Genomic DNA, 1150 nt, shown 5'->3' on the forward strand with positions numbered 1-1150 from the left:
CAGCGCAAACTATATATATTGTATTGTTCAATTTTAAACGCATATTCTATAAGTATTTAAAGAAAAGGCAATCTCGTTTGAATAGCGAGATTGCCAAAAGATGTTAGTTTAAACGAGCATTTGGATAACATGACAAATCTATATCGTACAAATCTCCTTCACAATCGAAGTCAATACTTCCGTCATAACGATATAAATACCAACCATCACAACTTCCTCCCCATCCCATATTAGCATGGCAATAAACATTGTACCTCTTTAAAATCCTGCGAGGTTGTTTTGGTGAAGGAGCCCCATTAGAGGGACGAACGCGAATTTGATAACCATCAACAACCCAAGCATGTGCACCATTGGTAAATGCTCCTGCTGCTCTTGTTCCTCTGATGGCTCTTGCAGTTCCTCTACATATAACTGGTCTTCTTGAATTTAAAGAGTTTGCCATATTTTGGAAAGTACAAGAGTTTTTTCCATCAATATGGACATTCCATTTTTTTACATAATTTGCAACTGCATCTACAGAAACAGAACCTCCTATACTTGTAAATTTTGTGCCGCTTCCATCTGCAAGATTCTTTATCAAAGAGGCTAACCTTTTATCTTCCTCAGTAAGCTCATGGTATCCCAAAAAATTCGGAGAATAACTTCCTAAATTACCCCAATAAAATTTCTGTCCTTCAGGAGTTGTAATGTCATTGATATTCGGTTGTAAATACGCCAAGACTTGTGCCCAAGCAATAATTGTACACCCTGCAGGATAGCGTCCGTCATAACCAAAGCCAAAATTATATTCTGGGGGACATTTAGGCACATAAAGATTATAAGGACTTGTCTGATTCCATTTTGTTTTTAGCATAGGTTCAACTATTTTATGTAATTGCCCAGGGGGATTGTCTGTGGCAGAACTACGTTTTACAGGAGTATTGTTTACAAGGTATTCTACATGTTTCATCCCTTTCTTCCTAATTTGCATATTGACATAAGCTTTTGTTTTTTCACGAAGAGAATCTTCGCATTGCTTAATTACGGCAATCTCTTGCAAGGCTATGTTCATTGCATTTTTTATCATCAAATCTGCTGTTTCGTTTGGTGAAAAGAAATCTCCTTCCTCAGAAAAGGCAATAACATAAGGGAAACGGCAATCTGAACTTAT

1 protein-coding gene is annotated in these 1150 nt (G+C 36.9%); it reads right to left on the reverse strand.

What is annotated here, in order from left to right; genetic code table 11:
• Nucleotides 1-103: 103 nt before the first annotated feature.
• The coding region (locus BN93_RS15825) for a C10 family peptidase (protein ID WP_044261180.1) at nucleotides 104-1150 on the reverse strand (1047 nt) is incomplete at its 5' end.

The sequence above is a fragment of the Prevotella conceptionensis 9403948 genome, from assembly GCF_000312305.1.
Lineage (GTDB): Bacteria > Bacteroidota > Bacteroidia > Bacteroidales > Bacteroidaceae > Prevotella > Prevotella conceptionensis.